The following is a 23,224-nucleotide window of genomic DNA, read 5'->3' on the forward strand; positions in this document are numbered from 1 at the left end:
GGCGGTCACGCGTCCGACCCTGCCACGAGAGCGCCGGCCAGCTCCAGCGACACCGTCGCGAAGGAGTGCGGCGGCAGCGTCACCCGCAGCCCCGTCGCCGTGGTCTCCAGCCCTTCGAGCGGGATCGGGCTGACCGCGTCGGCGTCGCCCGGCCGGTTGTGCGCCTGGGGCGAGTCGGCGGTGAGGAGCCGCCCCGTCGCTCCGGTCACGGAACCGCCGCGGAAGGACAGCTCGATCTCCAGCGGCTCGTCGAGGTCGACGTTGGTCATCGAGACCAGCACGCGCCCGTCCTTCACCGAGGCGGAGGCGGAGGCCAGCGCGATCTCGCGCCCGTCGACCGCGTGGGTCGGCCCGGCGACCGTGGTCGGCAGCACCGTCGCGTCCTGGTGCCCCTTGTTCATCTCGAACACGTGGTAGGTGGGCGTCCGCACCATCTCGCCGCCATCGGGGTCGGTGAGCAGCATCGCCTGCAGCACGTTGACGGTCTGCGCGATGTTCGCCATCGAGAGCCGGTCGGCGAAGGCGTGGAAGACGTCGAAGTGGATTCCCGCGACCATCGCGTCGCGGATGGTGTTCTGCTGGAAGAGGAAGCCCGGGTGCGTGCCCGGCTCGACGTCCCACCAGGTGCCCCACTCGTCGAGCACCATCCCGTACTTCTTCTCGGGGTCGTGCACGTCCATCACGGCGGCGTGCGAGCGCAGCAGCTCCTCGATGCCCTGCGCGGCGACGATCGTGCTCCAGTAGGTGTCCGCGTCGAAGTCGGTGGCGCTGCCCTTCGCGTGCCAGCTGCCGCCGATCGTGTAGTAGTGCACCGAGACCGACTCCCACGGCACGGAGGAGAAGGGGTGCCCCTCGATCTCGGGGATCACCTCCATCAGCGTCTGCGTCCAGTGCGTGTCCGCGCCGTCGGCGCCGGCCGCGATGCGGTGCAGCGGCACGTCGTTGCCGCTCTGCACGAAGGTGCCGAACTGGCGGGCGAGGTCGGCGTAGGCGCCGGCGCGCATGTTGCCGCCGCAGCCCCAGGTCTCGTTGCCCAGGCCCCAGTAGCGGACGGTCCACGGCTCCTCGCGGCCGTGCGAGCGGCGGAGGTCGGCCATCGGCGACTTCCCGGAGCCGGTGAGGTACTCGACCCAGTCCGCCATCTCCTGCACGGTGCCGGAGCCGATGTTGCCGGAGATGTAGGCGTCGGCGCCGAGTAGCTCGCAGAGCGCCATGAACTCGTGGGTGCCGAAGGAGTTGTCCTCGGCGACCCCGCCCCACTGGGTGTTGATCAGGCCGGGGCGCTCCTCGCGCGGGCCGATGCCGTTCGTCCAGTGGTAGCGGTCGGCGAAGCAGCCGCCCGGCCAGCGGAGGTTGGGGATGTCGAGGGCGCGCAGGGCCTCGACGACGTCCAGGCGGATCCCGCCGGCGTTCGGGACGGGCGAGTCCTCGCCGACCCAGAAGCCGTCGTAGATGCAGCGGCCGAGGTGCTCGGCGAAATGGCCGTAGACGTGCTTGCTGATGGTGGCGCCGGGCCGGTCGAGGTCGACGGTGACGGTGGTGTTCACGGGGTGCTCCAGGGTGGTGGTGGGCGAGTCGGCGGCGGTCGGGGCGGCGTTCACGCGTCGACGCGGACGAGCCGCAGGACGATCGCGCGGTCGGCGTGGAAGGTCGGCAGGTCCAGGCCCGCCTCGCCCAGCAGGCTCCCCGAGTAGGCGGGGGCCGGGGCGTCGGAGTCGAGCGGCACGGTCGCCTCCAGCCAGCGCGGGCTCTGCCAGGGCGGGCCGAGCGAGCCGGGGCGCGCGGCCTCGACGCGGTAGCGGGCGAGCGGGTCCAGGCCCGGGAGGCGGACGCGGCGGCGCGAGTCCGCCGTCAGCGCCGGCGTGACCAGCGTGTAGAGCGCCTCGGAGCCGTCGGTCGCGACGACGCCGCGCAGCGACGGCGCGTCGGGATCGGAGTCTCCGCTCCCGACGACCCGCCCAGTGGCGATCAGCCCGCGGTGCTCGCGGTACGCCGCGATCCAGCCGGCCAGCACCGGCTCCTCCTCGGCGTCCAGCTCGCGGAGGTCCCACTCGATGCCGAAGTGGCCGAGGAAGGCGATCGCGCAGCGGGTGTGCAGGTCGCTGGTGCGGCCGGTGACGGAGTTGACCGGCGAGGCGACGTGCGAGCCGAGCATCTCCGGCGGCACGAGCAGCCCGGTCCAGCGCAGCATCCGCGAGCGGTCCAGCGGGTCCTGGTTGTCGGAGGTGTGCACGCGGTCGGTGCGCTCGAGGATCCCGAGGTCGACGCGGCCGCCGCCGGAGGCGCAGCTCTCGATCTCGAGCTCGGGGTGCCGCTCGCGCAGCTCGTCGATCAGCCGGTAGAGCGCGAGCGTCTGCTCGTGCACGGCGGCGGTGCCGGTGGCGGGGTGGCCGGCGTCGATCAGATCGCGGTTGTGATCCCACTTCAGGTACGCGACGCCGAGGTCGGCGACCAGTCCGTCGAGCACGCCGAGGATGTGCGCGAACGCGTCCGGGTTGGTCAGGTCGAGCACCTGCTGGAAGCGGAAGCGCGGCGGCAGCTCCTCGCGGGCGCGCAGGATCCAGTCGGGGTGCGCGCGGGCGAGGTCGGAGTCCTCGTTGATCATCTCGGGCTCGACCCAGAGGCCGAACTCCATGCCCCGGCCGCGGACGTGCTCGGCCAGGGGGAGGAGGCCGTCCGGCCAGGAGACGGGGTCGGGCGTCCAGTCGCCGAGGCCCGCGCGGTCGTCGCTGCGGCCGAGGAACCAGCCGTCGTCGAGCACGCAGCGCTCGACCCCCAGGGCGGCGGCGCGGTCGGCCAGCTCGGCGAGGGTCGCGAAGTCCTGCTCGAAGTAGACCGCCTCCCAGACGTTGAGGGTGACCGGGCGCGGGCGGAGCGAGGAGCGCGAGACTCCGCGGAGGTAGGCGTGGAAGCGGGCGGCGGCGGCGTCGAGGCCGACACCGAAGCTGCCGGAGATCCATGGGGAGGAGTAGCTCTCGCCGCTCGCGAGGCGGACCTCGCCGGGGAGGAGCAGCTCGCCGCCGCGGAAGGCGAGCCAGCCGTCGCCGCGCTCCACGGCGTGCTCGTGGTTGCCGCCGATGCCGACGTGGCAGAGCCAGACCTTGCCGTCGGCCGCGTCGAAGCCGGGGGTGCCGATCGCGACGACGGTCGTCGCGTCCAGGCCCGTGCGGCCGCGCCGCGAGGAGCGCGAGTGGCTGCCGGTGACGACGGGGTGGCGCTGCGGGATCTTCTCGGTGCCCCAGCGGCCGGAGAAGTCCAGGATCTCGCGGGCCTCGGTGGGGATCCGCAGGGCGGGGTCGGCGCCGATCACCTCGAGGCGCCCGGTGCCGTCGTTGCGGACGGAGACCCGGGTCCGGAGCAGCCCGGCGGGCGAGAGAACGATCTCCAGCACGACCCCGATTCCGGCCTGCGCGTCGTGTGCCTCGACGGTGACGGCGGCGCTCCCGGGCTGCACGACGGCGCCCTCCGCGAGGGCCTCGCCGGCCACCGAGACGGCGCCTACGGTGAGCCGCGGCGACCAGCCGGCGCCCTCGCGGTGCACCCGGAGGCCGGGCAGGCCGGCCCAGCCGAAGGAGTGCTCGGGCAGGATTCCGGGCTCGTAGGGCACGTCGGAACCGCCGTCCATCCCCGTCCTCTCGGGGGTTCTTGCGAAACCGGCGAGGTCGTCGTCGCTCGCCTCGATCCGCGGACCCCAGTGCAGCAGGACGGGCAGGTCACCTCCCGACTGAGTGAGGAGGGCGGACACGTCATCGGCGACGAGATGGATCACTCTCGGGGATTGCATGATGACATTCCTACCGTCGATCCTGGTCTGAGTACAGTGAGAGATCGATCTCGACCACCGGCGATCCCGTCGTCGTCCGCTCACTGCAGATCCACCCCGCTTCGATCCCCCCACCCCGATCACTCACCGCCGAGGAGCATCCATGCCGCTGACCCACCCGGCCCCGCACGAGTCCCGCCTGGAGCGCGGGGTGCTCGACGCCCGGCGGCGGCTCAACCGCGACTACCTGCTCTCGCTGACCGACGAGGGGCTGCTGCAGAACTTCCGCATCGAGGCCGGGATCGGCGACCAGGGCTGGCACCTGCACCCGTCCCAGGAGTCGCGCGAGGCCCGCGGTCTCGACCGGCACTGGGGCTGGGAGACGCCCGGCTCGCAGCTGCGCGGCCACTTCCTCGGCCACTGGCTCTCGGCTGCGGCGCGCGAGGTCGCGGTCACCGGCGACCCGCTGCTCCGCGTCCGGATCGACTCCGTGCTCGACGGCCTCGAGCGCTGCCAGGAGGAGAACGGCGGCGGCTGGATCTGGGCGATCCCGCGCGGCTACCTCGACCGCCTGGCGACCGGCCGCCCGATCTGGGCGCCGCAGTACGCGATGCACAAGCTGCTGATGGGCCTGGTCGACCTGCACCTCGACCTCGGCGACGAGCGGGCGCTGCGGATGGCGCGGGCGGCGACGACCCCGCTGCTGGAGTGGGTCCGCGGCTTCGACGACGACGCGTTCCAGGAGATCCTCGAGGTGGAGACCGGCGGCATGCTCGAGGTCTGGGCCGACCTGCTCGCGATCACCGGCGATCCCGTCTATGCGGAGCTGCTCGAGCGCTACGACCGCCGCTCGCTCTTCGAGGGCCTGCTCGCGGGCCGCGACGTGCTCACCAACATGCACGCCAACACCACGATCCCCGAGGTGCTCGGCGCCGCCCGCGCCTACGAGGTCACCGGCGACGAGCGCTGGCGGCGGATCGTCGAGGCCTACTGGGAGCAGGCGGTCGTCCGCCGCGGCACCTTCTGCACCGGCGGCCAGACCTCCGGCGAGATCTGGACGCCGCCGTTCGAGTTCGCCGCCCGCCGCGGCGAGAAGACGCAGGAGCACTGCACGGTCTACAACATGATCCGGCTGGCCGACGTGCTGCTGCGCTGGACGGGCGACCTCGCCTACGCCGACTACATCGAGCGGAACCTCTGGAACGGCCTGCTCGCCCAGCAGCACCCGCGAACCGGGATGGTCGCCTACTTCCTGCCGCTGGAGGGCGGCGCCCGCAAGGACTGGGGCAGCCCGACCGAGGACTTCTGGTGCTGCCACGGCACGCTGGTGCAGGCGCACACCCGCCACTCCGGTCTCGTCTTCTACCGCGGCGGCGACGCCGAGCTGACGATCGCGCAGCACGTCGACGCGAGCGTCCGCGTGCCGACCGCCGCGGGCGAGGCGGCCGTGCGGGTCGAGGTGCTCGACAACGCCGGCTACGTGGGCCCGGACGCGAACGCGGGAGCCGCGGGCGACGCGCACCGGCCCTCCGCCTCGCGGATCCGCATCGAGGTGGAGTCGGCGGAGGGGGTCGCGCTGCAGGTGCGGATCCGGGTGCCGGAGTGGACCGTCGGCGAGCCGGGCCTCGCGGGCGACACCGCGCGGGTCCAGCGCCGCGACGGCGCGCTCCTGCTGACGCACCCCGGCGGCCGCACCGGCGTCGACCTCGCCTTCGGCACCGAGATCCGCGCCGTGCCGATCCCGGACGAGCCCGGCACCGTCGCGTTCGTCGAGGGGCCGGTCGTGCTGGCCGGCCTCGTCGACCACGAGGTGAGCCTCCGCGGCCGCCTCGAGGACGCTCCCGCGCTGCTCGCCCCCGACAACGAGCGGCAGTGGACCCAGTGGCTCCGCGGCTACCGCACCCTCGGCCAGCCCGCCGCGATCCGCTTCCGGCCTCTGCACGAGGTCGTCGACGAACCCTTCTCGCTCTACTTCCCGGTCTCGGCCGGGAGCTGATGGACAGGACCCCCTCCGTGACCTGCGCTCCGCGCTCATGACCGCCTCCGCCATCACCGCCTCGGCCACCCGGGCGATGCCCCGCGGCCGGCTGCTGCTGCCGATCTTCGCGATGCTGGTCGGCTTCGGGCCGCTCACCATCGACCTGGTGCTGCCCTTCCTGCCGACGCTGCAGGACGACCTCGGCGTCTCGGTCGCGACCGCGCAGCTGGTGGTCACCGGCGCGACCTTCGGCTTCGCCGCCGGCCAGCTGATCTCGGGTCCGCTCAGCGACGCCGTCGGCCGCAAGTGGCCGCTCGGCGTCTCGGCCGCGCTGCACATCGCGGCGAGCCTCGTCGCGGCGATGACCTCCGACACGGCGGTGCTGCTCTCGGCGCGCTTCGTCCAGGGTGCGGCCTGCACCGCGGCCGGAGTGGTCGTCACCGCGATCGTCCGCGACCTCTACAGCGGCAAGCGGCTCGTGACGATGCTCGCGAACCTCGCCGTGATCGTGTCGGTCTTCCCGATCCTGGTGCCCTCCGTCGGCGCGCAGCTGACCAAGGTGATCGACTGGCGCGGCTCCTTCCTCGCGGTCGCCGCCTGGGGAGCGCTCGCCACCGTGATCGCGCTGCTGGTGCTGCCCGAGACGCTGCCCCGCGAGCGGCGGCACCAGGGCGGGCTCGGCCCGTCGCTGCGGAACTCGTTCGGGATGCTGAGGCGGCCACGGGTGCTGGCGCTCGCCGCCGCCTCGGCGGCCGGCTGGTCGGTCGGCTTCGCCTACCTGGCGACCGCGCCGTTCCTCTACACCAACGTCTACGCGGTGGGGCCGGACCTCTACGGGCTGCTGTTCCTGGTCACCTCGCTCGTGACCATCGCGGTCGGGCAGACGACGGGCCGGGTGATCGTGCCGCGGTTCGGGCCGCGCTTCGCGATGTTCGCCTCGGCGATCGTCACGGGCCTCGGCGCCGTCGTGGTCGCGGTGCTCGCCCTCACCGGGACGCAGTCGCTGCTCGTCGTCGTCGGCGCGCTCACCTTCGCGCTCGCGGGCCGCTCGCTCGGCTTCGCGCCGGTGCAGTACCTGTCGCTCCAGGGCCCGTCGAGCGAGGCGGGCAGCGTCACGGCGATCCTCGGCACGGTCAGCTTCACCGCGGCCGGCCTGGTGATGCCGGTGATGGGCGCATGGGCCGAGATCTCGCTGATCCCGTTCGCGATCCTCCTGCTCGTCGCGGCGCTCGTGGAGGGCGGGGTGGCGCTGCTGTTCCGGCCGGGCTCGCGGCGCTTCGATCCGGGCGCGCGGCGGCTCGAGGACGAGCCGGGGCCGGCGGACGCGCCCGCGCCCGACCTCCGCACGCACGACGAGAAGCACTGACATGACCCTCCAGGAAGGATCCACCGTGGAACTCCGCTCCGGCGACTACATCCTGCGCGCCCGCGCGGGCGGCCTCGAGGTGCTCTCGGGCGAGCACGTCCTCTACGCCAACGACCGCCCGCTGCGCGTCACGGTGAAGACCGTCACCGCGATCAGCGAGTACTCCGGCGCGCCCTACGACGACGTCTCGATCGCGGACGGCGCGCTCACCGCCACCGGCACGATCACCGCGCGCTCGGGCTCGTCCTTCGCCGTCACCGACGTCTGGCGCGTCGCCGGCGCCGGCTTCTCCGTGCACCGCGAGGTCGAGGTGCTCGCGGCCGGCGGCGACCTCGGCTTCTCGACGGCCATCTCGCTCGGGCTGACCGGGTCCGCCGACCTGCGCGACTACGAGTGCTTCGCGCCCGGCGCCTGGTACCGCGACAACGCCTTCGGCCCGGCCGACGCGATGGGCCGCGACCCCGGCAGCGAGTACTTCTGGCGCACCGAGACCCACTACGCGCTGCCGCTGTTCGCCGCGCAGAGCCTCGCCACCGGCGAGACCGTGGCGCTCTCGCGCTGGGCGGCCGACGTCACGCTGCCGCGCCTGGACGTGGTCCGCTCGGAGAACTTCACCGACCCGGAGTGCACCGTCGGCTCGATCGGCCTGAGCCGGCCGCAGGGCACCACGCTGAACTACCTCTACTACGGCTTCGGCGTGCGGACGCCGCTCGACGAGGAGCCGGCCGGCCTGTCGATCGACTACGTCTACCCCGGCGCCGACGGCGAGCGCCCGGTCGACAACCCCTACTCCGGGCTCGACTACGACGCGGCGCCGAAGTCGCTGCAGCGGGTCAACCACCCGGTCGAGGTCGGCTTCCGCCAGCGCTACGCGGTGGCCGTCGACCTCGGCCGCCACGACGACTTCGCGACGATGATGCGCGCCACCTGGCGCAGCGCCTACGCGCGCCTCCGCGACGACCTGTTCGAGGTCGACAACGAGCGGCACTTCCACCACGGCATGGCGATCCTGCAGCGCCTCACCCGCCGCTACGGCGACTCCTGGGGCCTGCCGTTCGCCTGCCAGCTGCCGGACCTGGACGTCTCGAGCGTCTCGTTCCAGTTCGGCTTCGTCGGGCAGCAGCCCGGCATCGGCTACCAGCTGCTGCGCTACGGCGACCGCGAGGGCGTGCCCGAGGCGTTCGAGCAGGGCGTCGGCATCGTCGACTTCTGGGCGCGGACGGCCCTGCCCGAGTCCGGTCCGCCGCGGATGTGCTTCAACCCCTCCCTCGGCGGCTTCGAGCCGTACCCGCACTTCCTGCGGATGCTGGCCGACGGTGTCGAGGCGATCCTCGACGCCTACCTGCACCTGCGCGGCCTCGGCGACGAGCGGCCGCTCTGGCTCGAGTTCTGCCGGCGGACCGCCGACTGGCTGCTCGAGGTGCAGGACGCCGACGGCAGCTTCCACCGCGCCTACAACGCCGACGGCTCGGTGCGGATGGACTCGCGCTCGAACACCCCGAGCGTGATCCGCTTCCTCGTGCAGCTGCACCTGGTGACGGGGGAGGCGCGCTACCGCGAGTCCGCCGTGCGCGCCGGCGAGTGGTCGTTCGCGAACATCCACCGCACCCTGGAGTACCGCGGCGGCACCTGCGACAACGCGGACATCCAGGACAAGGAGGCCGGGATCTACGGGCTGTTCGGCTTCCTCGCGCTCTACGACCTGACCGAGGAGCACCGCTGGCTGGAGGGCGCCGTCCGCGCCGCCGACTACACCGAGACCTGGACCTACGCCTGGTCCTTCCCAGTGGTCGCGCCCTGGCCGCAGCACCCCTTCAACCAGTACTCGATCAGCGGCCAGAGCATCATCACCCTCGGCGGCGGCGCCGACGTGTACCTGGCGGCCTGCTCGTACAGCTACTACCGGCTGTCCCTGATCACCGGCGACGACCACTACCGCGACGTCGCCGAGTTCCTGCACCGCAACACCCGGCAGTCGACCGACGTCGACGGCAGCATCGGCTACGCGATGCCCGGCCTCGGCCACGAGAGCGGCGACTTCGCGACCCAGACCCTCCGCAGCCACCACCACTGGCTGCCCTGGTGCACCTTCGTCGAGGTCGACCCGTCCTCGCGCCTGCGCGACACCTTCGGCGTCTACGAGATCGCCGACGCCCAGCGCCTGCCCCCGGCCGAGCTGGCGGCCCGCAACCGCATCTACGACCGCTACGGGCGGCCGGGCGCCTGAGCGCGGGCGGCGTCCGGCAGCACCTCCGGCGGCACCTCCGGCGGCATCTCCGGCTCGCGGAACCGCCTCCGGCTCGCCGGATCCGGCTGTTCCCGCGTGCCGAGGCGCGTTCCACGTGCCGGAGGTCACCCCGGCCGACCTCCGCCTCACGGATTCACGTCCGGCTCGCTGGATCCGCCTGTTTCCGCGTGCCGAGGCGTGTTCCACGTGCCGGGGGTCACCCCGGCCGACCTCCGGCCGATCTCCGGCTCGCGGTTCCGCATCCGGCTCGCTGGATCCGCGTGTCTCAGCGTGCCGAGGCGTGTTCCGCGTGCCGGAGGTCGCCGCGGCTGGCCTCCGGCCGATCTTCGGCTCGCGGTTCCGCGTCCGGCTCGCTGGTTCCGTCTGTTTCGGTGTGCCGAGGCGCGTTCCGCGAGCCGGAGGTCACCCCAGCGGCCTCAGTCGCGCCACTCCACGTCCACGCGCACCGGCTCCGTGCCGATCGCCAGCCCGCCCGACACCTCGCGCCCGTCGACCCGCGGCACCGCGTCGCGGGGCGTCCGCAGCCGCGTCCCGTCCGCCGGCACCAGCCACTCCGCGCCCGGCACCCGCCGCACCGTCAGCGACGCGCGCCCCGGCGACCACTCCAGTCGATCCACGACCAGCCCGCCGCGCGCCCGCAGCCCCGTCACCGCACCGCGCGCCCACACCGAGGGCAGCGCCGGCAGCACCGTCAGCGTCTCGTCGTCCGACCCGAGCAGCATCGCCGCGTGGAGAGCGCTTGTGAGTGCCGGATGGTGCGGGCGTTCATCGATGAGGGAGAAGCGAAGTGCGCATCGTTCGAGCCGGGGCCTCCTGCTCCTGGAACTCGGAGTATCGACCGTTCGACCGGCGACGCGGCGCTACACGCGGGTCGCGGAGGAGACTCTGTTTCGCAGGGCTTCGACGAGGGCCGTCACGGACTCATCGGGTGAGGCTCGAGTGATGGCCAGGACGGTGCGCTCGAGCGGCGGTCGCAGTCCGACGGCGACCGTTCCGGCCGAGAGGGCACTCCGCGGGACGGGGGCGATCCCGAAACCGGCGGACGCCAGGGCGGCGGCCTGCTGCACGGAGCGGGTCTGCAGGCGGTAGGAGACGACCACTCCCGCGCCGGCGAGGCGTTCCGCCAACCAGGCGCTGTAGCCGTTCGACGCGTCCACCCCGATCACGCCCGCCTCGTCGCCGAGCGCCGCGATCGGGATCCGACCCGGCGAGTCCTCTCCGGCGGTCCGGCCGACGACGACGATCTCCTCGATCCCCAGGCGCTCCACGAGCAGTCCGTCGAGCGTCGCCGGCCCGGGGACGACGACGAGGTCGAGGAGGCCGGCGCGCAGGTCCTCGATCGAGGCGGAGGCGCTGGTCGTCTCGACGAGTTGCAGCGGCGTGCGTCCGTCGGCGTTCCACCGGGTGACCACAGGGACGAGGAACGGCAGCGTGAAGCTCTCGGCGACGGCCAGCCGGATCGGCTGCTCCGCGTCCGCCGTCCGCGCGGCCGCCACGGCGTGCTCGGCGGCGTTGACGGCGAGGCGGGCGTGATCGACGAGCGCTCGGCCGTACCGGGTGAGGGTCGCGCCGGCAGGGTTCCGGTCCACGAGGGGCACTCCGACTTCGCGCTCGAGGGACGCGACCTGGTGGGAGACCGCGGGCTGCGAGAGGTGCAGCTCGCGAGCGGTCGCGCCGATCGATCCGACCCGCGCCAGCACCACCATCACCTCGAGAGCTCGAAGACTGGGCATAGACGAACTCTATGCCTGACCTCCGATGAGCGACGGTCGTTTATGGACTGAGCGCGTCCTTCGCCTGGTTGTCTCGAAGGAAGGAGCCGCACCGGCTCCCCGACAGGAAGGCCACCATGAACGAGAAGAAGAACCGCGTGCTCGTCGTTGGCGGGGGATCGGGCATCGCCCGCGCCCTCGTGCGCGAGCTGCTCGCGAAGGGCGATGAGGTGATCGTCGGCGGGCGTCACCCGGAGGCCCTCGGTGATGACGCGACGGAGTTCGGAGACCGGTTCCGGTCCCTTCGGATCGACCTCGCCGACGAGGCGAGCATCGCCGCGGCCGCGCACCTCGGGCCGCTCGACTTCGTCGTGTCGTTCGCGGCGGCGCACGCGAACGGCCCGGTCCGCGAGCTGGAGCGCGACGCCGTCCTGACGGCGTTCGACGCGAAGGTCATCGGGCCGATCCTGCTCGCCAAGCACCTCGCCTCCTCGATCCGGCCGGGTGGCGGCTTCCTCTTCTTCTCCGGCGTCGCGGCGTGGAAGCCGTCGGCGGGGCTCGCGGTGATGGCGACGACCAACGGAGCGGTGTCCTTCCTCGTCGAGGCGCTCGCGGTCGAGCTCGCTCCGGTCCGCGCCGTCGCGATCTCGCCGGGGATCATCGACTCCGGCGCCTGGGACGCGCTGGGCGAGCAGGAGAAGTCAGCGATGTTCGCCGAGACTGCGGCCGGGAACCCCGCTCGCCGGATCGGCTCGGTCGGCGACATCGTCTCCGCCGTCCGCTTCGCCATGGACAACACGTTCGTGACCGGGACGACGCTGCACGTCGACGGCGGCGGGCGGCTCTCGTGAAGCGTCGCGCACCCCTGCTCGCCGTCGGTCTCGCCGGACTCCTCGCCACCGCCGGATGCGCCGGCACGGTCCCGACAGAGGACCCGGCGGCGGCGGTGAGCCGCGACGACGGCCTCGTGCAGCCCGGCACGGTGCATCTGGGCGGCTCGAGCGTCGACGAGAGCCGGCCCGTCGTCCTCCGCGCGCAGCAGCTCTACGCCTTCTGGAACACGGGCGACGCGTCCTGGCTCGAGCTCGCCGTCGACGACTCCTTCCTCGACCGCACCCTCCCCGAGGGGCGACCCCAGGGGCCCGAGGGGCCGATCGCCGCCTCGGAGCAGTTCCGCGCGGCCGTCCCCGACCTCGCGTGCTCGCTCGACGACCTCTACGTCACGGGTGACACCTTCACCGCACGCCTGACCTTCACGGGCCACTTCACCGGCGTCTCCGGCGGAGTCCAGGGCGAGGGCCGGCCGATCGAGTTCGGCGCGATCGACATCCAGCACATCGGCGCGAGCGGACGGATCGTCGAGGACTGGCACCTCGAGGACGACCTCACCTTCCAGCAGCAGGCAGGCCTGCTGCCGGAACCGACCTCCTGACCTCTCCTCTGAGAGGCGCACTGGTCTGAGAGGCGCACTGGGGGTTCGTCAGCGAGGACGTCCACGACGGTTCCGACGATGCCCGGGTGCTCGGCCGACTGCCTGCCCGCACCAGGACGAGTTCGACGAGACCCGTGGCGTCGGAGGGAAGGCGCCGACCAGGCGCCCGTGCGCGGCGGAGCGGCCGCACTGTGTGCCGCCGTCTTCGGCGCGATCACTGCACGTGGCGTCGGCCGCCAGCGCTATACCGTGCGAGGACGTCCGCGGCGCTGATCGCGGCCGTCTCGATGTCCGGCTCGCCGACTCCGACGAGTCGCAGGCACCCGCGTGCGATCGACCGGCCGTAAGCCTCGCGGTCCTCCTGCTCACCCCAGTAGCGCTGGGACACGATGCTCTCCACGAGCCCGAAGACGAGGTCGACGTCCTCCGCCCGCGCCCCCTCCGGGTCGGTGACCTCGAGCGCGTGGAGTGCGAAGCGCCGGTAGCGCTCGTGCAGCGGGTCGAGACCGCGGCGGATTCCCTCCCGCTGCGGCTCGTCCGAGGTCCGCATCGCCGACGCGGTCCGGGCCGTCGACCCCGGCGGGCCTGTCCTGGTCTCCCGCAGTTCGAGCTAGCCGCTCCCGCGCGACGCTCCGGCGACGACGACGAGCAGTGCGGCCGTTCCCGCGAGGAGTGCGGCTGCGGCGACCAGTGCGGGGAGCCGGCCGTCGGGGAGGGGGACGCGGTCGGTGCTGCTGGTGGTGAGAACGCGGTGGTGGGTCCGGTAGCGATGGTGCGACTGGACGAGGATCAGGAGCGCGAGGAGCAGTCCGCCGCCGGCGGGCAGGAGGGCCCAGGGTCCGAGGATCGTGGGCAGGATGCGGATGCCGACGAGGGCTCCGGCGGTGAGCGCGAGCGCGGTGCGGCGCCAGGCGAGTGCGGTGCGCTCGGGCTGCAGCCCGGCGTCGAAGGGGCGCGCGGAGCGGTCGGTCTCGCTCACGCGAGGACGATCGCGAGGAGCACCAGGATCCCGGTGACGACGACGATCAGGCCCAGGGGCAGGGCGAGGGCGGCCGAGGGCAGGGGGGTGTTCAGTCGCAGGGCGCGCTCGGTGCGCGTCCAGCCGATCCAGGCCTGCAGGGGCGTGAGGATCCCGGCGGTGATCAGCAGGATCGATGCCGCGAGCCGGAAGCCGGGGTGCAGGCCCAGCCCGAGCGCCTCGAGGGCGACGCCTCCGGCGAGCAGGGCCAGCGCGGTGCGGATCCAGGCGAGGAAGGTGCGCTCGTTGGCGAGGCTGAAGCGGGCGTCGGGCTCGTCGCCGTGCCGGTAGACGTTCGCCGGGAACCGTCTCACGACAGCTCTCCGTCGCGCAGGCCGACGGTGCGGAAGCCGGCGTTGCCCATGGAGGAGTCGGGGGTGTTGGAGGAGCGGGCGGAGTTGCGGTAGCGGTTGCAGTAGGAGAGGTGGCAGAGGTACGAGCCGCCGCGCAGCACGCGCGCCTGCCCGGCCGCCGGTCCGCGGGGGTCGGTGACGGGCTCGGGCGTGTAGGCGCGGGGGTCGTACCAGTCCGCGCACCACTCCCACACGTTCCCGACGCTCTGGTGCAGCCCGTACCCGTTGGGGGTGAACGCGGCGGCCGGCGCGGTGGTCAGCCAGCCGTCCTCGACCGTGTTCTGGGTGGGGAAGCGGCCCTGCCAGATGTTCGCGCGCCAGCCGCCGGCGTCGACCTCGTCGTCGCCCCACGGGTACTTCGCGCCCTCGATCCCGCCGCGGGCCGCGTACTCCCACTCCGCCTCCGTGGGCAGCCGCCGGCCGGCCCAGCCGCAGTACGCCTGGGCGTCGTTCCAGCTCACGTGCACGACCGGGTGGTCGAGGACGTCCTCGATGCCCGAGTCCGGTCCGCCCGGGTGGGCCCAGTCCGCGCCGCGCACCCCGTACCACCAGGGCGTGCCGGACGCGGGGCCCATGACAGCGGACCGAGGTGCCCGCACGGCCAGATGGAACACGGCCGAGAACCCGAACGTCTCGGCCTCCGTCCGGTACCCGGTCGCCTCGATGAAGCGGGCGAAGTCGGCGTTGGTGACCGTCGTCGCGTCGATCGAGAACGCGGCGAGCGAGACCCGGTGCCGGGGAGTCTCGCCGTCGCCGCGGTTCTCGTCTCCGGACGAATCGCCCCGGAGGTAGTCGCCCCGGGAGATCCACGCCTGAGGCACCCGGTGCTCACCGCGGACCGCGGGGCCGAGCGGCAGCGGGCGGGGTCCGATGCGGGTCGCCGTCCCGCGAGAGGGCGGGCCGCAGGTGCACGAAGGGCCGCACTCAGTCATGCGTCGAGCCTACGGCGACCGTCGCCGTGAGGGGCGTGGAGGAGGAGGCGGTCATCGTCGGCCCTTTCGCGCGCAGGTGGATCTCGGGTGCGGTCGGCGGCTCCTACTGCGCCGAGCGGATCGAAGTGATGTACTCCTGTAGGCGCCCGAAGAGCTCGTGGTCGTACGGTCCCCACTCGGGGCGCGGCGTCTCCGGGCCCGCGTAGGGCTCGTCGTCGTAGTGCCGCTGGTACTCCGCGAGCTTCACCTCGAGGCCGGCCTTGATCTCGGCGTAGGCCGGCTCGTCGGCGACGTTGCGCATCTCCTCGGGATCGGCGGTGAGGTCGTAGAGCTCCCACTCGGGCTCGAAGACCGCGTCGGAGGCGCCGGGGACGCCGAGGCCGGCGCCGTAGTAGTAGATGAGCTTGTAGGAGTCCGTGCGGATCCCGTAGTGGGCGGGAGCGGCGTGGATCGGGTCGTCGTGCTCCCAGTAGCGGTAGTAGACGGCGTCGGGCCAGTCCGCGACCTGCTCGCCGCGCAGCAGCGGGAGGAAGCTCCGGCCCTGGGACGTGGGCAGCGCCTCGTCCGCGGCGATGCCGCAGACGTCGAGGAAGGTGGCGGCGAAGTCGACGTTCGTGATGATCGCCTCCGACCGGGTGCCCGGCTCGATCGCGGCCGGCCACTTCATCAGCATCGGCATCTGCAGGGACTGGTCGTACATCAGGCGCTTGTCGAACCAGCCGTGGTCGCCGAGGAAGAAGCCCTGATCGGAGGTGTAGACGATCAGGGTGTCCTCGGCGAGGCCCTTCTCCTCCAGGTGGTCCAGGAGCCGTCCCACGTTGTCGTCGATGGACTGGATGCACTGCAGGTAGTCGCGCATGAAGATCTGGTACTTCCAGCGCATCCGCGCCTCGCGGTTCTCCGGGCCGCGCAGCTCCTCGGGCATCTCGACCTTGAGATCGTCACCGCCCATGTCGTCGGCGATGGTCATGTGGACACCGCGGACGGCCTTGCTGCGCGACGCGCTGTCGTCGAGGAAGGTCTCGGGCTCGGGGATCGAGCCGTCGGCGTAGAGGTGGGCGTGCTTCTCATCGGGGACCCAGGGGCGGTGCGGGGCCTTGTGGTGCACCATCATGCAGAACGGCTCGCCCTCGTCGAGGCTGTCGAGCCAGTCGATCGAGAGGTCGGTCACGATGTCCGTCGCATAGCCCGGGACGACCGCGGTGCCGTTCTCGTCGATCATCTCCGGGTCGACGTAGTCGCCCTGTCCGGGGAACACCTTCCAGGTGTCGAAGCCCCGGGGCTGCGAGACGCCGTGCTCGCCGAGGTGCCACTTGCCGAACATCGCGGTGCGGTAGCCGGCGTCGTGCAGGACGTCGATGAAGGTGGGCACGCGGTAGTCCATCTCGGTCCAGATCGACGAGACGCCGTTGAGGTGGCTGTAGGTGCCGGTGAGGATCGAGGCCCGGGAGGGGCTGCAGATCGAGTTGGTGCAGTAGACGGCGTCCATCCGCATGCCCTCGTGGGCGATGCGGTCGAGATTCGGCGTGCTGTTCACGCGGCTGCCGTACGCCGAGATGGCATGCGCGGCGTGGTCGTCGGACATGATGAAGACGACGTTGGTCATCGGGGGCCTTCCGTGTCGTGTGCTCGCGGCGATCGTCCGCCGGTATCGAGCGTGGGAGCGAGGGTGATGCGGGACGCCCGAGTTCCGGGATCGCGGGCGTCGATGATGAGTCCGGCCGCGATCTCGCCGGCTCGTCGCAGGGGCAGTCGGCTGTAGGTGAGCCGCGTCCAGAGGCGGGGGTCGAGCTGGCCGCCGGCGAGAGCGGCCACGCGCAGGCCGGCGTCAGTCATGGCCGCCCAGCGGTAGACCGCCTCGACGTCCGCCCCCCAGGAGCACACGAGCGCCGTGGTGTCGGTGTCGTGGGCGAGGATGGCGGCGGCGGCCTCGTCGAGTCGTCGGGTGATGTCCACGGAGTAGTCGGAGCCGGCTGACGGATCGGACTCGAGCCGGGTGAGCAGATCGTCGGTCATTCCCGTCGAGACGGGGAGGCACGACAGGCCGTGGGAGGAGGTGGCGGCGGCCATGGCGGTGGTGCGCACGCGGTCGGCACGTGAAGTCACCTGCGGCAGCACGTGCACGATCCGCGTCACGCCCTCCTCTCGGAGGTGGCTGATCAACTCCTCCACACCAGCGGCGTAGTCGAAGTCGATGGTGGCCCAGGCCGTGTCGGCGGTGGAGCCGCAGTCGAGCGCCGTGAACGGGACGCGATGCTCGACGACCGCACGGGCGAGGTCGGCCGGAACCTCGTGGTCGTCGTGGCCGATGAACACCAGACCCTCGAGGCGTCCGCCGCGGGCGTCCTCCACGCAGTTGTCGGCCGAATCGCCGTCCAGGAGCGCGAGATGGAAACCCCTTGCCGCCAGACCTTCACTCAGCCCCTGAGCGATCTCCGCGTAGCGCGGAGTGGTCAGTGGCTTGTTCAGGAGCACACCGATCGTCCGGCTCGAGCGGGCCTGGAGTGAGCGCGCCAGCCCGTTCGGCACGTAGCCGAGCGTGCGTGCCAGCATCCGGATCCGCGTCTTCGTCTCCGATGCCAGCACCACCGTGCTCTGGTCGTTCAGCGCATAGGAGACTGTCGACACCGAGACTCCGGCTCGTGTGGCGATGTCCTTGAGGGTGATGCGACTCATGCGACTAGGACACCACGGCCACGCGGCGGCTCTCGAGCTCTTCGCTGTTGCCCTCGACCGCGCGTCGACCCAGGGGGTACCAGAACAGCAGGATCAGCGCGACGACGGCGTAGAGCACTCCGGGCACCAGGGTGGCGACCGTGTAGATGCCCTGGATCGTGCCGGGCGACTGCACAGCTGCACCCGCCTGGAAGCCGATGAAGGCGAGTGCGTATCCGCCGAGCCCGCCCGCGAGCCCGAGTCCGACCTTGCGCGCCCAGGTGTTCACGGCGTAGACCGTGCCGTCGTCGCGTTGCCCGGTGCGCACCTCCTGGAAGTCGATCACGTCGCTGATGATCGCCCAGACGAGGAGGTTGAAGGAGCCGATCCCGAATCCGGCGATCACGCTGATGGCGATGAACACCCACGGCGAGGTCACCCCCACGAAGAACAGCACGAAATAGAGGGTGGAGCTCCCGAACAGCAGGACGACGAGAAGTTCCTTCTTGCCGAAGCGACGGCCCAGTCGGGAGATGAAGGGCGCCGCGATCAACGCTGGCAGGGCGTTGGCGAGCCCAGCCACCCCTGAGAGAGCGCCGTTGTTGAAGTAGATGAGCCAGAGATAAGCGCCGACGGATCCGGTGAGAAGCGATGACAGGATGAGAACCAGGTTCGCTGACATGAGCGAGAGCAGCGCCCGGTTTCCGGCCAGCGAGGCCAGGAGTCTGCCGAAGCTCGGCTTGTCGACGTTCGGGATCGAGCGGACCCGCTCGCGGACGAGGGAGTAGCAGAGTACGTAGAAGACGAGGGCCAGCGCCGAGAAGACGATGCCGATCGTGAAGAACGCGGAGGGCAGGACCTGCGAGACCCCATCGACCGTCGCGTAGAGGAACAGCGGCGGTACGAGGGCGACGAAGATGCCGGCGAGGTTCGCGCCGACTCCGCGGAACACGGAGAGGGAGGCGCGCTGGCCGGGGTCCTGGCTCATCACCGAGGCCAGCGATCCGTACGAGATGTTGACCATCGTGTAGAAGACAGTGCCCCACAGGACATAGGTCACGGCCGCCCAGATCATCTTCGCTGGGTAGTCCCAGTCGGCGGCGAAGGGGGAGTAGAGCAACGCGCTCACGACCGCCAGCGGGATGGCCGCGCGCAGAATCCAGGGACGGAACCGGCCGGCCCGCGACGGTGTGTGGCGATCAAGAAAGCGGCCCCAGCCGACATCGGTGAACGCATCGACCAGACGCATCACGAGGAAGAGCGTGCCGACGTGGGCCGGATTCAGGCCGAGCACGTTCGTGTAGAAGATCAGCAGGTAGCTGGAGGCCAGGATGAAGATGAAGTCGTTCCCGAGGTCGCCGAAGAGGTAGCCGACCTTGTCCTTCCAGGTGAAGGAACGGACGGAGGCGATCGTCTCCGTCGAACTTGTGTGGGTCGTCATTGTTCTCCTCGTCGAGATGGGGTCGGAGGCAATGTATACGACTCAAACGTTTGAGGTAAGGCGACCTGGAAGTCCCGCCCGCTCAGGTGAGGGCGGGGGGCGCGGTGGCCTTCGCGAGCGCGTCCTGGCGTCGACTCCTGCCACGACACGAAGAAGGTGGCGGCGACCGGACGGTCAGCCGACCGGCCGGGGTGCGACGTCCTGGGCCGGCCCCGGCGCTTCGGCAGACGTCGAACCAGCGCGGCAGTGAACGCGAGCACCGCCGCCCGCAACTGCGACCCACACCTTGGACCCCGTCGAGCGGGAGTCCGTGCGGTTGAACTGACATGGTCTCGACTATCGGATAAGCGCCCAGCTGTGCCTCTCGCGCGGATGAGGCGCGAGGATCGGCCGACTGGGGTGCGGGGTCGGCCACTCGTGCCCAGACGCGTTCCGCGAGCCGGAAGTCGCCGAGAGCAGCCTCAGTCGCGCCACTCCACGTCCACGCGCACCGCCTCCGCGCCGATCGGCAGCCCGCCCGACACCTCGCGCCCGTCGACCCGCAGCACCGCGCCGCGGAGCGTCCGCAGCCGCGTCCCGCCCGCCGGCGCCAGCCACTCCGCGCCCGGCACCTGCCGCACCGTCAGCGACGCGCGTCCCGGCTCCCACTCCAGCCGGTCCACGACCAGCCCGCCGCGCGCCCGCAGCCCCGTCACCGCACCGCGCGCCCACACCGACGGCAGCGCCGGGAGCACCGTCAGCGACTCGTCGTCCGACCCGAGCAGCATCGCCGCGACCAGTCCCGGCAGCCCGCCGCTCGCGTCGAGGTTGAAGATGCGCCCCGCGTCGTGCCGGGTCGTCAGCGTCGGCGACCAGTGCTCGACCGCCAGCCACTCGGCACAGGTCAGCGCCGACTCCGCATCTCCCAGCGCCGCGGCCGCCGTGCCGACCTGCACCAGCCCGAACGCCATCTCCATCCGCCCCGGGGGAGCGGTCGGCGCCTCGGCCCGCCACGCGATCTTCGCGGCCACCGTCGCCGCCGCGGCCGCCCGCAGCCGCACGGCCGCCGCACCGTCCCCCACGAACGCCGCATCGCCCCCGTACCAGAGCGGGTACAGCTGCGAGGCGTGCCGGTGCGCGATCTCCTCCGGGAACCGCGGATCGATCCACTCCGCGAGCGTGCCGTCCTCCGCCACGCGGTACTCCGGCAGCTCGGCGACCACGCGCGCCCAGCGCTCGTCGAGCGAGTCGTCGCCGCGGGCCCGCCCGAGCAGCGCGGTCGCCCGGGCGGCGTCGCGCAGCACCGCAACGTCGATCGTCGCGTCGACGGCCAGCGGCGAGCGCGCCCCGCCGGGCGTGTTCTCGGGGGAGTAGGACGGCACGATCCGCCGGACCCCGTCGACCACGATCGTGCCGGTCTCGGCGAAGCGGAGCACGCCCTCGGCCAGCTCCCACAGCCGGTCGTCCACGATCCCGCGGTCGCCCGTCGCGGCCACGGCGTCGGCGGCGAGGCGCAGCACCCAGCCGCCGCAGCCGGTCCAGAACAGGTGCGGGTAGCTCGCCGCGAAGTGGTCCGCGCGGCCGTGCGTCGACATCCGCGACGGCAGCAGCATCCCCTCCGCTCCGTAGACGAGGCGCGCGTTCTCGCGGTAGTCGTCGAGGTGCGGCAGCACCAGCTCCAGGATCGACAGCGCGAGCTCGGGCGTGCCGGTCGGGATCATCCCGGCCATCGCCCCGTTCTGCACGTTGCCGTTGAGCGTGTAGTCCGCGGACCAGGCCGGCCGCCAGGTGCCCTGCCAGACGCCCTGCAGCGTCGGCGGCAGCTCACCGGTCGAGGCGACGATGTTCGCCCGGCCGCTGAGGTACGCGAGCTCGACGACGCGGCGGCGCGCGCCCTCGTCGCCGGCGCGGGCCTCGTCCCAGAGGTCCTCGGTGAGCACGGCGGAGGAGGCGCCGGCCAGGTCGAGAGCGGAGGCGCCGACGAGGCGGCCGTGGCCGTCGCGCTGCGCCGTGCGCAGGTCGGTCCACGACAGGTCGTCCGCCACCGGCTCCCCGTCCGAGAGCGAGAGGTCGAGGCGGAGGAGCCGGGGCGCACCGGCCGCGACCGGCGCGACGGAGCGCGTGACGTCTCCCTCCACCTGCCACGGCGTCCCGGTGGCGGCGGTCACGACCGCGCGGACGCGCTCGCCCCCGGTCTCCGCGCTGCCGGTCCCGGCCAGGGCGACGAGCCGCCCCGTCGCCCCGCCCTCGACGCTCGCCTCGACGACCGCCGACGCGTCCGGGACCCCGGTGTCGAACGAGGTCGCGTCGCCCGCGCCCAGCCCGAGCTCGACGACGCTCTCGCCGTCCCGGTCGGACTCCACGCACAGCCGGACGCTCTCGCCGCCGTGCGGGGCGATCAGCCGCACCGCGTGCCGCCCGCCGTCGAGGTCGGTCCACTCGACCGCGACCTCGCCCAGCCGCGGATCGATCAGCCGGCGGCTCGACGCGACGCCGCCGGCCGTGCGGATCGAGACGGTCGCGCAGATCCCGAGCGGATCGGTCCAGATCAGGCCGCCGTCGTAGCCGCTGGAGCGCGCCCCGCGGGTCAGGGCCTCGCTCGCCGCATCGGCGTCGCCGGCCAGCAGGGCGCTGCGCAGCTCGTCCCGCACTCCGGCGAGATCGGGCGCGGCGGGTCGCGCATTGACGGGCAGGAAGTACCGCTCGTGCGCCAGGGACACGGTGAGCGCGTCGGCCGGCCCGTGGACGACGGCGCCGACGCGGCCGCTGCCGACGATCAGCCCCTCCTCCCAGGTGGGAGCGGCGGTGGCGGTGACGAGGAGGTCGGTGCGCGACGATGCGCTGTCGATCGAGGAGATGATCGGTTCCTTTCGGGCTCGAGGGAGCGCCTGATATGTTGCCTGGAACTTCAAATTACCTCTCCCGGTGCGACGGCGCACGGGAGTCGAGAGTAAGGACTCCGCGATGACGCGACCGATCACCCTCTTCACCGGCCAGTGGGCAGACCTCCCGTTCGAGGAGGTGGCCCGTCTCGCCGGCGAGTGGGGCTACGACGGCCTCGAGATCGCCTGCTGGGGCGACCACATCGACGTCGCCCGCTGGGACGACGCGGAGTACGTGCAGAGCCGCAAGGACATCCTCGAGAAGAACGGCCTCCAGGTCTTCGCGATCTCGAACCACCTCACCGGCCAGGCCGTCTGCGACGACCCGATCGACGCGCGCCACCGCGACATCCTCAGCGACCGCGTCTGGGGCGACGGCGACCCCGAGGGCGTCCGCCGGCGGGCCGCGCAGGACCTCAAGGACACCGCCCGCTTCGCCGCCGCGCTCGGCGTGAAGCAGGTCAACGGCTTCTCCGGCTCGTCGATCTGGAAGGGCGTGGCGATGTTCCCGCCCGCGTCCGACGAGTGGATCGCCGCCGGCTACCAGGACTTCGCCGACCGCTTCAATCCGATCCTCGACGTCTTCGAGGAGGTCGGCGTCCGCTACGGCCTGGAGGTGCACCCGAGCGAGATCGCCTACGACTACTGGACCGCGAAGCGCACCCTCGAGGCGATCGGCCACCGGACGTCCTTCGGCTTCAACTTCGACCCGTCGCACTTCGTCTGGCAGCAGCTCGACAGCGTCGCGTTCATCCTCGACTTCGCCGAGCACATCTTCCACGTGCACGTGAAGGAGTCGATCGCCAACCTCGACGGCCGCAACGGCGTCCTCGGCTCGCACCTGCCCTGGGCCAACCCGCGCCGCGGCTGGACCTTCGTCTCGACCGGCCACGGCGCCGTCCCGTGGGAGCCCGTCTTCCGCGCCCTGAACGCGATCGGCTACACCGGCCCGACCAGCGTCGAGTGGGAGGACGCCGGCATGGACCGCCTCGACGGCGCCCCCGAGGCCCTCGCCTTCGTCCGCAAGCTCAACGCCATCACGCCCCCGGCCGACGCCTTCGACGCGGCCTTCTCCACCTCCCGCTGAGCGGCGCGGCGCCGGTGATCGAGCGGCCGGCGCGATCGAGCGGCTGGCGCCGCGCCCCTCCTCTCATGCTGATCGAGTAGCCCGCGCAGCGGGCGTATCGAGATCCACCGTCACCGAGACCTCGGCCTGCAGTCCCGCGTTCTGACGACGTCGGGTCTCGATACGCCGCTCCGCGGCTACTCGACCAGCATGCGGTCCGCACAACATCAGCTGAGGGCAGGGGGCATCGCCTGACAGCGGAGGCCACCCCTTCTCAGCTGATGTTGTGCAGCGCCGCAGGCTCGATGCTCATCGAGCGGCCCTTCATGCTGATCGAGTAGCCCGCGCAGCGGGCGTATCGAGATCCACCGTCGCCGAGACCTCGGCCTGCAGCCCCGT

At 72.2% G+C, this 23,224-nt stretch carries 18 protein-coding genes; 6 read left to right on the plus strand and 12 right to left on the minus strand.

Features of this window, described 5'->3' with window-relative positions; genetic code table 11:
• Nucleotides 1-5: 5 nt before the first annotated feature.
• Complete coding sequence (locus EDF43_RS11155; protein WP_132436876.1) at nucleotides 6-1,547, minus strand: alpha-L-arabinofuranosidase C-terminal domain-containing protein; 1,542 nt, start codon at nucleotides 1,545-1,547, stop codon at nucleotides 6-8.
• A gap of 50 nt (nucleotides 1,548-1,597) precedes the next feature.
• Nucleotides 1,598-3,784 (minus strand): alpha-galactosidase, encoded by a 2,187-nt coding sequence (locus tag EDF43_RS11165; protein ID WP_132436878.1) that lies wholly within the window; start codon nucleotides 3,782-3,784, stop codon nucleotides 1,598-1,600.
• A 142-nt stretch (nucleotides 3,785-3,926) separates the two neighbouring features.
• Here EDF43_RS11165 and EDF43_RS11170 point away from each other — a divergent pair, with 142 nt between their 5' ends.
• Genes EDF43_RS11170 through EDF43_RS11180 form a run of 3 tightly spaced genes read left to right on the plus strand, consistent with a single transcriptional unit; the run spans nucleotide 3,927 to nucleotide 9,334 of the window.
• Nucleotides 3,927-5,759 (plus strand): beta-L-arabinofuranosidase domain-containing protein, encoded by a 1,833-nt coding sequence (locus EDF43_RS11170; protein ID WP_132436880.1) that lies wholly within the window; start codon nucleotides 3,927-3,929, stop codon nucleotides 5,757-5,759.
• Nucleotides 5,760-5,796: 37 nt separating this feature from the next.
• The gene (locus EDF43_RS11175; RefSeq protein ID WP_132436882.1) at nucleotides 5,797-7,107 is read left to right on the plus strand and encodes a multidrug effflux MFS transporter; all 1,311 of its coding nucleotides are present in this window, start codon (nucleotides 5,797-5,799) and stop codon (nucleotides 7,105-7,107) included.
• 1 nt (nucleotide 7,108) lies between these two features.
• Nucleotides 7,109-9,334: a hypothetical protein gene (locus EDF43_RS11180; RefSeq protein ID WP_207901699.1), complete on the plus strand. Its 2,226-nt coding sequence runs from the start codon at nucleotides 7,109-7,111 to the stop codon at nucleotides 9,332-9,334.
• Nucleotides 9,335-9,771: 437 nt separating this feature from the next.
• On the opposite strand, the gene EDF43_RS11185 is transcribed toward EDF43_RS11180, so the two are convergent.
• The gene (locus EDF43_RS11185; RefSeq protein ID WP_132436886.1) at nucleotides 9,772-10,077 is read right to left on the minus strand and encodes a glycoside hydrolase family 95-like protein; all 306 of its coding nucleotides are present in this window, start codon (nucleotides 10,075-10,077) and stop codon (nucleotides 9,772-9,774) included.
• Between the two features lie 138 nt (nucleotides 10,078-10,215).
• The gene (locus EDF43_RS11190; RefSeq protein ID WP_132436888.1) at nucleotides 10,216-11,088 is read right to left on the minus strand and encodes a LysR family transcriptional regulator; all 873 of its coding nucleotides are present in this window, start codon (nucleotides 11,086-11,088) and stop codon (nucleotides 10,216-10,218) included.
• 116 nt (nucleotides 11,089-11,204) lie between these two features.
• Between EDF43_RS11190 and EDF43_RS11195 the strand changes: the two genes are divergently transcribed.
• Nucleotides 11,205-11,918 (plus strand): SDR family oxidoreductase, encoded by a 714-nt coding sequence (locus EDF43_RS11195; RefSeq protein ID WP_132436890.1) that lies wholly within the window; start codon nucleotides 11,205-11,207, stop codon nucleotides 11,916-11,918.
• On the plus strand, nucleotides 11,915-12,499 hold the full coding sequence (locus EDF43_RS11200; RefSeq protein WP_132436892.1) for an ester cyclase: 585 nt from the start codon (nucleotides 11,915-11,917) through the stop codon (nucleotides 12,497-12,499). The genes EDF43_RS11195 and EDF43_RS11200 overlap by 4 nt, the downstream gene beginning before the upstream one ends.
• Before the next feature lie 214 nt (nucleotides 12,500-12,713).
• Here the strand turns inward: EDF43_RS11200 and EDF43_RS11205 are convergent, their stop codons facing one another.
• The 8 genes from EDF43_RS11205 to EDF43_RS11240 all read right to left on the minus strand — a co-directional run bounded on the left by EDF43_RS11205 (nucleotide 12,714) and on the right by EDF43_RS11240 (nucleotide 21,789).
• The gene (locus EDF43_RS11205; RefSeq protein WP_132436894.1) at nucleotides 12,714-13,049 is read right to left on the minus strand and encodes a hypothetical protein; all 336 of its coding nucleotides are present in this window, start codon (nucleotides 13,047-13,049) and stop codon (nucleotides 12,714-12,716) included.
• A 60-nt stretch (nucleotides 13,050-13,109) separates the two neighbouring features.
• On the minus strand, nucleotides 13,110-13,478 hold the full coding sequence (locus tag EDF43_RS11210; RefSeq protein ID WP_132436896.1) for a DUF202 domain-containing protein: 369 nt from the start codon (nucleotides 13,476-13,478) through the stop codon (nucleotides 13,110-13,112).
• Nucleotides 13,475-13,831: a DUF202 domain-containing protein gene (locus EDF43_RS11215; RefSeq protein WP_123736328.1), complete on the minus strand. Its 357-nt coding sequence runs from the start codon at nucleotides 13,829-13,831 to the stop codon at nucleotides 13,475-13,477. Before EDF43_RS11215 ends, EDF43_RS11210 begins: the two co-directional genes overlap by 4 nt.
• The gene (locus tag EDF43_RS11220; RefSeq protein ID WP_207901701.1) at nucleotides 13,828-14,802 is read right to left on the minus strand and encodes a formylglycine-generating enzyme family protein; all 975 of its coding nucleotides are present in this window, start codon (nucleotides 14,800-14,802) and stop codon (nucleotides 13,828-13,830) included. Before EDF43_RS11220 ends, EDF43_RS11215 begins: the two co-directional genes overlap by 4 nt.
• Nucleotides 14,803-14,905: 103 nt before the next feature.
• Nucleotides 14,906-16,408 carry a sulfatase gene (locus EDF43_RS11225; RefSeq protein WP_132436898.1) on the minus strand — a complete coding sequence of 501 codons (1,503 nt, stop codon included), beginning with the start codon at nucleotides 16,406-16,408 and terminating at the stop codon, nucleotides 14,906-14,908.
• Nucleotides 16,405-17,478 carry a LacI family DNA-binding transcriptional regulator gene (locus EDF43_RS11230; RefSeq protein ID WP_132436900.1) on the minus strand — a complete coding sequence of 358 codons (1,074 nt, stop codon included), beginning with the start codon at nucleotides 17,476-17,478 and terminating at the stop codon, nucleotides 16,405-16,407. The genes EDF43_RS11225 and EDF43_RS11230 overlap by 4 nt, the downstream gene beginning before the upstream one ends.
• A gap of 4 nt (nucleotides 17,479-17,482) precedes the next feature.
• Nucleotides 17,483-18,898 (minus strand): glycoside-pentoside-hexuronide (GPH):cation symporter, encoded by a 1,416-nt coding sequence (locus tag EDF43_RS11235; RefSeq protein ID WP_123736325.1) that lies wholly within the window; start codon nucleotides 18,896-18,898, stop codon nucleotides 17,483-17,485.
• Nucleotides 18,899-19,359: 461 nt separating this feature from the next.
• On the minus strand, nucleotides 19,360-21,789 hold the full coding sequence (locus EDF43_RS11240) for a glycoside hydrolase family 95-like protein (RefSeq protein ID WP_165909082.1): 2,430 nt from the start codon (nucleotides 21,787-21,789) through the stop codon (nucleotides 19,360-19,362).
• A gap of 52 nt (nucleotides 21,790-21,841) precedes the next feature.
• Between EDF43_RS11240 and EDF43_RS11245 the strand changes: the two genes are divergently transcribed.
• Complete coding sequence (locus tag EDF43_RS11245; RefSeq protein ID WP_123736555.1) at nucleotides 21,842-22,846, plus strand: sugar phosphate isomerase/epimerase family protein; 1,005 nt, start codon at nucleotides 21,842-21,844, stop codon at nucleotides 22,844-22,846.
• Nucleotides 22,847-23,224 lie beyond the last annotated feature (378 nt).

The sequence above is a fragment of the Rathayibacter sp. PhB179 genome, assembly GCF_004345345.1.
GTDB lineage: Bacteria > Actinomycetota > Actinomycetes > Actinomycetales > Microbacteriaceae > Rathayibacter > Rathayibacter festucae.

Coding starts and splice junctions, on each gene's coding strand:
- EDF43_RS11165 (WP_132436878.1), bottom strand. CDS start 3,784: ATGCAATCCCCGAGAGTGATCCATCTCGTCGCCGATGACGTGTCCGCC.
- EDF43_RS11170 (WP_132436880.1), top strand. CDS start 3,927: ATGCCGCTGACCCACCCGGCCCCGCACGAGTCCCGCCTGGAGCGCGGG.
- EDF43_RS11175 (WP_132436882.1), top strand. CDS start 5,797: ATGACCGCCTCCGCCATCACCGCCTCGGCCACCCGGGCGATGCCCCGC.
- EDF43_RS11180 (WP_207901699.1), top strand. CDS start 7,109: ATGACCCTCCAGGAAGGATCCACCGTGGAACTCCGCTCCGGCGACTAC.
- EDF43_RS11185 (WP_132436886.1), bottom strand. CDS start 10,077: ATGCTGCTCGGGTCGGACGACGAGACGCTGACGGTGCTGCCGGCGCTG.
- EDF43_RS11190 (WP_132436888.1), bottom strand. CDS start 11,088: ATGCCCAGTCTTCGAGCTCTCGAGGTGATGGTGGTGCTGGCGCGGGTC.
- EDF43_RS11195 (WP_132436890.1), top strand. CDS start 11,205: ATGAACGAGAAGAAGAACCGCGTGCTCGTCGTTGGCGGGGGATCGGGC.
- EDF43_RS11205 (WP_132436894.1), bottom strand. CDS start 13,049: ATGCGGACCTCGGACGAGCCGCAGCGGGAGGGAATCCGCCGCGGTCTC.
- EDF43_RS11220 (WP_207901701.1), bottom strand. CDS start 14,802: ATGACTGAGTGCGGCCCTTCGTGCACCTGCGGCCCGCCCTCTCGCGGG.
- EDF43_RS11225 (WP_132436898.1), bottom strand. CDS start 16,408: ATGACCAACGTCGTCTTCATCATGTCCGACGACCACGCCGCGCATGCC.
- EDF43_RS11230 (WP_132436900.1), bottom strand. CDS start 17,478: ATGAGTCGCATCACCCTCAAGGACATCGCCACACGAGCCGGAGTCTCG.
- EDF43_RS11235 (WP_123736325.1), bottom strand. CDS start 18,898: ATGACGACCCACACAAGTTCGACGGAGACGATCGCCTCCGTCCGTTCC.
- EDF43_RS11245 (WP_123736555.1), top strand. CDS start 21,842: ATGACGCGACCGATCACCCTCTTCACCGGCCAGTGGGCAGACCTCCCG.